The organism is Phreatobacter sp. AB_2022a, from assembly GCF_026847585.1.
Lineage (GTDB): Bacteria > Pseudomonadota > Alphaproteobacteria > Rhizobiales > Phreatobacteraceae > Phreatobacter.
Genome location: NZ_JAPSET010000106.1, coordinates 1 through 5270, shown reverse-complemented (window position 1 = coordinate 5270; position 5270 = coordinate 1). Strand labels below are relative to the sequence as shown.

Sequence of the window (5270 nt, the reverse complement as noted above, 5' to 3'; positions counted from 1 at the left end):
CCGATCGACCTTGCGCCGCAGCGCACGGCATCGGTGCGTCCGGCCGCCACGGCGCCCGCGCCGGCGGCCGGTGGCAGTTCCTTCGTGCAGATCTCGTCGCACCAGAGCGAGGCGGAAGCCCGCAATGCCTTCACCAGCGCCCAGCGCCGCTTCCCGGCGCTGCAGGGCCAGACGCCGAACATCCGGCAGGCCGAGCTGCCCGGCCGCGGCACCTGGTACCGGCTGCGCGTCGGTCCGTTCTCGCGCAGCGACGCGCAGAGCTTCTGCGAACGGCTGAAGGCCTCGGGCGGTTCCTGCGTCCTCAACTGAAGCGTTCGAGAATGGCCGTCCATGCCCTGATCGTCGGCTGTGCCGGCACGGCGCTCACGCCCGACGAGGTCGCGTTCTATCGCGACCTCGATCCCTGGGGGCTCATCGTCTTCAGGCGCAACTGCGACAATCCCGACCAGGTCCGGCGGCTTGTCGACAGCTTCCGGGCCATTGGCGGACGGGCGGACGCCCCCGTCCTGATAGACCAGGAAGGCGGGCGGGTGCAGCGGCTCGGTCCGCCGCACTGGCCCAAATATCCGCCGGGCAGGGCCTATTCGCGCATTGCCGCCAATGATCCGATGGTCGGGCGGGAAATGGCCCGGCTCGGCGCGCGGCTGATCGCCCATGACCTCAAATCCGTCGGCATCACCGTCGACTGCCTGCCAGTGCTGGACGTGCCGGTGGCAGGTTCCCACGCCATTATCGGCGACCGGGCCTATGGCGACGAGCCCGGCCGGGTCGCCGCCTTCGGCCGGGCGGCGGCGGAAGGGCTGCTTGCCGGCGGCGTGCTGCCGGTGATCAAGCACATGCCCGGCCATGGCCGGGCCTTTGCCGACAGCCACGACACGCTGCCGGTGGTGGAGGCGCCGCTCGCCGCGCTCGAAGCGACCGATTTCGCCCCCTTTCGCACATTGACCGACATGCCGCTCGCCATGACCGCGCATGTCGTCTACACGGCGGTCGATGCCAGACGGCCCGCGACCACTTCGGCCAAGGTGATGCGCCAGGTCGTCCGTGGCACGATCGGCTATGACGGCCTTGTCATCACCGACGATCTCTCGATGAACGCGCTGGCCGGCACGCTCGGCGAGCGCACCCGGGCGAGCTTCCGCGCCGGCTGCGACATCGCCCTGCATTGCAACGGCAGGATCCCGGAAATGCGCGCGGTCGCGGAACAGACGCCGCGCCTTGCCGGCAAGGCGGCCCGGCGCGCCGAGGCGGCACTCGCCCGCATCCGCCACGAGGCGGAGCCGCTCGACGTCGAGGAGGCGCGCGCGCGCTTCTTCGACGTGCTGGAACGGGCCGATCTCAAGGCCCAGGCGGCTTTCGCGCCGAGCCATGCGCTCAGCGTCTGAAACGCCGCAGGAGGCCGCCGATTTGCCTCATCGGCGCCATTTCAGTCTATGATCGCGCGCGAGGGCCGCGCCTGACGCGCGGCCAGGATCTGCCATGGCCAAGTCGCCCCAGGATGCCGCCGATACCCTGCCTTTCGAGGAAGCCCCCGAGCGGGCCGCCTCGGAACCGGCTTTTGTCGTCGACGTCGAGGGGTTCGAGGGACCGCTCGACATGCTGCTGGCGCTGGCGCGCACGCAGAAGGTGGACCTGTCGAAGATCTCGATCCTGGCGCTGGCGACCCAATACCTCGATTTCATCGAGGAGGCGCGCAAGATGCGCCTCGAGCTTGCCGCCGACTATCTGGTCATGGCGGCCTGGCTCGCCTACCTGAAATCGCGCCTGCTGCTGCCGGAACCCGGCAAGGGTGACGAGCCCACGGCGACCGAACTCGCCGAGGTGCTCGCCTTCCGGCTGCACCGCCTGCAGGCCATGCGCGAGGCGGCGGCCAAGCTGATGACGCGCCACCGGCTCGGCCGTGACGTGTTCGGTCGCGGCGCCCCGGAGCCGGTGGTCGCCATCGCGCTCAATCGCTGGGACGTCACGCTCTACGACCTCTTGAAGGCCTATTCGCAGCAGCGCCAGAAGAGCGCGCTGTCGCATGTGCACATGCACAAGCGCCAGGTCTGGTCGCTCGCCGAGGCGCGCGAACTGCTCGAGCGGGTGGTCGGCGCGGCGCTGGACTGGGCGCCGCTCGACAGCTTCCTGATGGACTATCTGGTCGAGCCCGAGCGTCGGGCGACCGTCCTGGCCTCGACCTTCGCCTCGTCGCTGGAACTGGTGCGCGAAGGCGTCCTGGAGGTTCATCAGGAGCGGCCGCTCGGCACGCTCTACATGCGCAAGCGGCGCGAGGAGCCGGGCGCCCGCTAGGCCGGCAACCGGTCTCCGCCCGGCGCGGATCGGCGGCCGCAGTGATTTTCCGATTCAAGGCACGTTCGTAACACCTTGATTTTCACAGGCGTTTTGACCTCGATGGGGCAGGGCGCGCCGGATGTGGGGAGAACGCGAACTTCGAATTCGCGACACGCGCCCGCGACGTGGTAAAAGCCGAGCTGATGGACAGGGATCCGGTGACAGACAGCAGTGACGGTGAGGCGGCCCCGGGCGAGCCGGTGGGCATTGTCGAGGGACCGGTCGAGCAATTGCGCATCGTCGAGGCCCTGCTGTTCGCCGCGGCGGGGCCGCTCGACGAGGCGACGCTCGCGGAGCGGCTGCCGAAAGGGGCGGACATCCCGGCTCTGCTGGTCACGTTGCAGGCGTTCTACGCCCCGCGCGGCGTCAATCTGGTGCGGGTTGCCGGGAAATGGACCTTCCGGACGGCAGAGGACCTGAGCTTCCTGCTCCACAAGGAGACCGCCGAGGAGCGCAAGCTGTCGCGCGCTGCGCTCGAGACGCTCGCCATCGTCGCCTATCATCAGCCGGTGACGCGTGCCGAGATCGAGGAGATCCGCGGCGTCACCATTTCCAAGGGCACGCTCGATCTGCTCCTGGAGACCGGCTGGCTGCGGATCCGCGGCCGGCGCAAGTCACCGGGCCGGCCGGTGACCTTCGGCACCACGCCGGCCTTTCTCGAACATTTCGGGCTCGATGCGATCGGTGACTTGCCGGGTCTTGACGACCTCAAGGCGGCGGGCCTGCTGGACGGGCGCATCCCGCCGGGCTTCCAGATCCCGATGCCGAGCGACGACCAGACCCTGCGCGAGGACGAGGAGCCGGACGATGACGGCGGGCTCGATCTCGCGCTGGCGCCCGAGGTGAGCGACGACGAGGACGTGCGATGACGCCTGCGGGCGTCGAGGCGGCCGGTGCGGCGGACGAGCCCTGGGGCCGCCGCGGCACGGCGGGGCCGGCCATCGCGGTCGCGCTCGGTTTCGACGGCCTGTCGCACGCCTATGGCAAGGTACGGGCGCTCGACCGGGTGTCGCTCGACATCCTGCCCGGCGAGATCGTCTGCCTGCTCGGCCCGTCCGGCTGCGGCAAGACCACCTTGCTCCGGCTTGCCTCCGGCATCGAGCGGCCGATCGCCGGCCGGGTGCTGATGGACGGTCGTGAAATGGCCGGGCCGCGCGTCTTCGTGCCGCCGGAACAGCGCGGCGTCGGCCTGGTGTTCCAGGATTTCGCGCTGTTTCCGCACCTGACCAATCTCGCCAACGTCATGTTCGGCCTGCGTGCGCTGCCGCGCGGCGAGGCGGAGGCGGTGGCGCGCCTGGCGCTCGAGCGGGTCGGCCTCGCCGCCCATGCGCTCGACTATCCCCATGCGCTGTCGGGCGGCGAGCAGCAGCGGGTGGCGCTCGCCCGCGCCATCGCGCCGCGGCCCGGGGTCCTCCTCATGGACGAGCCTTTCTCGGGTCTCGACAGCCGGCTGCGCGACACGATCCGCGAGGAGACTCTCGCCGTCATGCGGGAGACGCGCGCCACCTGCATCGTCGTCACCCATGATCCCGAAGAGGCGATGCGCATGGCCGACCGCATCGTGCTGATGCGCGGCGGCCGCATCGTCCAGGTGGGCACGGCCGCCGATCTCTACCGCCGCCCGGTGGACCTGCAGGCGGCACGATTCTTCTCCGACGTGAACGAGGTGCCGGGCATCGTCCGGTCCGGCAAGCTGGCGACGCCGGTGGGGTATTTTGCCGCCCCCGGCCTGGCCGAGGGCTCCCGCGCCATCGCCGCCATCCGGCCGCAGGCCATCATTCCGCGGCCGGCCCAGATGTGCGTTCCGGGCCGGCTTTTGGCCAAACGCTTCCTCGGCGAGGTGGAATTCCTGGAAATTGCCGTGCAGGGGCTGGAGGCACCGCTCAAGGCGCGGGTCCGCTCGGCGGAAACGTTGACCACAGGCCATGACATCGGCGTGGACGTTGCGGCATCCGAGGTCCTTGTTTTTGCCGTACCCGAAGCCTAGTTTGCCCCCAACACGGCACGCCTGTGCCGCAACCGGACAAAGCCGCCCTGGGCCCGTCGAGGGCCGGCGGCAGACCTGAGGAGTGACGAGTTATGGGTAGCTTTAGCGCCTGGCACTGGATCCTTGTGGCGATCGTGGTGCTGCTGCTGTTTGGCCGTGGCAAGATTTCCGAGTTCATGGGCGATGCCGCCAAGGGCATCAAGGCCTTCAAGAAGGGGCTTGCCGAGGACGATAAGCCGGAAACGCCGCCCGCGCCGCCCGCCGAGGCCCGCACGATCGACCATGCGCCGGCCGAGGCCGCGCAGCACCAGTCGACCCCCGCCCAGACGCCCAAGGCAAGCTAAGCTACCGGCAAGCTGCCTGCGGGCAGGGTGAGCCACGCCCGGCCTGTCGCAGGGCCGGCATGAACGGGTGAGGGACCGGGCCCGCCACCGGGACGGTGTGATGTCATGTTCGATTTGAGCTGGGGCGAGATTGCACTGGTCGGCGTGGTCGCGCTGATCGTGATCGGCCCGAAGGAGCTGCCCGGCGTCCTGCGCGGCGTCGGCCAGGCGCTGGGCAAGCTGCGCCGCATGGCATCGGACTTCCAGTACCAGTTCAACCAGGCGCTGCAGGAAGCCGAGGTCGACAAGGTCAAATCGTCGATCAACAGCGTCACCGAGAGCATGCAGGGCACCACCTCGTCGTTCAATCCGATCGATTATGCCCGCGAGCAGATCAAGTCGGCGGTGGACGACGTCAAGGCGGTGACCCAGCCGACCGGCGACACGATCGGCCCGCCGGCGCCGCCCAACATGTCGTCGGCGACGCCGCCTGCGGCTCCGGCCGATCCCGTGGCGGCGGCCGTGCCGGCGCCGCCGACCTATACGGCCGACCCCGAGGCCATCCAGAAGGCATTCAGCGCGCCGCCGGCGGAGACCGCGGCATCGCCGGTGGCCCCCTCGGCAGA

Annotated in this window: 7 protein-coding genes; all 7 read left to right on the top strand. The window is 69.9% G+C overall.

Annotated elements, in window-relative coordinates; all coding sequences use genetic code 11:
- Positions 1–309: SPOR domain-containing protein (locus tag OZ671_RS31840; RefSeq protein WP_268864417.1), on the top strand; the 309-nt coding region annotated here is incomplete at its 5' end.
- A gap of 11 nt (positions 310–320) precedes the next feature.
- Positions 321–1385 carry a beta-N-acetylhexosaminidase gene (nagZ, locus tag OZ671_RS31835; protein ID WP_268864416.1) on the top strand — a complete coding sequence of 355 codons (1065 nt, stop codon included), beginning with the start codon at positions 321–323 and terminating at the stop codon, positions 1383–1385.
- A gap of 94 nt (positions 1386–1479) precedes the next feature.
- Positions 1480–2292 carry a segregation and condensation protein A gene (locus OZ671_RS31830; RefSeq protein WP_038311954.1) on the top strand — a complete coding sequence of 271 codons (813 nt, stop codon included), beginning with the start codon at positions 1480–1482 and terminating at the stop codon, positions 2290–2292.
- Positions 2293–2492: 200 nt separating this feature from the next.
- Positions 2493–3203 carry an SMC-Scp complex subunit ScpB gene (gene scpB, locus OZ671_RS31825; RefSeq protein ID WP_328286418.1) on the top strand — a complete coding sequence of 237 codons (711 nt, stop codon included), beginning with the start codon at positions 2493–2495 and terminating at the stop codon, positions 3201–3203.
- Positions 3200–4321, top strand: a complete 1122-nt coding sequence (locus tag OZ671_RS31820) for an ABC transporter ATP-binding protein (RefSeq protein WP_268864415.1) — start codon at positions 3200–3202, stop codon at positions 4319–4321. The genes scpB and OZ671_RS31820 overlap by 4 nt, the downstream gene beginning before the upstream one ends.
- 92 nt (positions 4322–4413) lie before the next feature.
- Entirely contained in the window at positions 4414–4665 is a 252-nt protein-coding gene (locus OZ671_RS31815) for a twin-arginine translocase TatA/TatE family subunit (protein WP_268864414.1), read from the top strand.
- Between the two features lie 105 nt (positions 4666–4770).
- Positions 4771–5270: Sec-independent protein translocase protein TatB (gene tatB / locus OZ671_RS31810; RefSeq protein ID WP_268864413.1), on the top strand; the 500-nt coding region annotated here is incomplete at its 3' end.

What these genes read in the sequence shown, in the direction of transcription:
- nagZ (WP_268864416.1), top strand. Translation starts at nt 321, where the DNA reads ATGGCCGTCCATGCCCTGATCGTCGGCTGTGCCGGCACGGCGCTCACG.
- OZ671_RS31830 (WP_038311954.1), top strand. Translation starts at nt 1,480, where the DNA reads ATGGCCAAGTCGCCCCAGGATGCCGCCGATACCCTGCCTTTCGAGGAA.
- OZ671_RS31820 (WP_268864415.1), top strand. Translation starts at nt 3,200, where the DNA reads ATGACGCCTGCGGGCGTCGAGGCGGCCGGTGCGGCGGACGAGCCCTGG.
- OZ671_RS31815 (WP_268864414.1), top strand. Translation starts at nt 4,414, where the DNA reads ATGGGTAGCTTTAGCGCCTGGCACTGGATCCTTGTGGCGATCGTGGTG.